Annotated in this window: 1 protein-coding gene; it reads left to right on the top strand. The window is 57.2% G+C overall.

The window, feature by feature from the left end:
• Positions 1–99 precede the first annotated feature (99 nt).
• The coding region (locus ACYVJE_RS23165; protein ID WP_461146149.1) for an immunoglobulin heavy chain variable domain-containing protein at positions 100–502 on the top strand (403 nt) is incomplete at its 3' end.

Here is a 502-nt window from a genome sequence, read left to right as displayed (position 1 = left end):
CCTGGCCATGTCGTTCTGTGAGCCAAGGAGTTGCGGCAGTAAGTTGTCTTCCTAAGACCGCTTGGCCTCCGACTTGGTGGTTCCTCTAGATCTTCCCAGGTGCAGCTGGTGCAGTCTGGAACACAGGTGAAAAAGCCCGGGGAGTCTCTGAAAATCTCCTGTCAGGGTTCTGGATACAGCTTTACCAGTTACTGGATCGCCTGGGTGCGCCAGATGCCCGGGAAAGGCCTGGACTGGATGGGGATCATCTATCCTGGTGACTCTGATACCAGATACAGCCCGTCCTTCCAAGGCCAAGTCACCATCTCAGCCGACAAGTCCATCAGTACCGCCTACCTGCAGTGGAGCAGCCTGAAGGCCTCGGACACCGCCTTATATTACTGTGCGAGACGGGTATATAGTGGGAGAAGATACTTTGACTACTGGGGCCAGGGAACCCAGGTTACCGTCTCCCCAGCCTCCACCAAGGGCCCATCCGTCACTAGTGGCCAGGCCGGCCAGG

Source organism: Salinifilum aidingensis (genome assembly GCF_054782015.1).
Note: the sequence above shows the minus strand (reverse complement) of the source record. Positions and strands in the feature narration are given on the sequence as shown.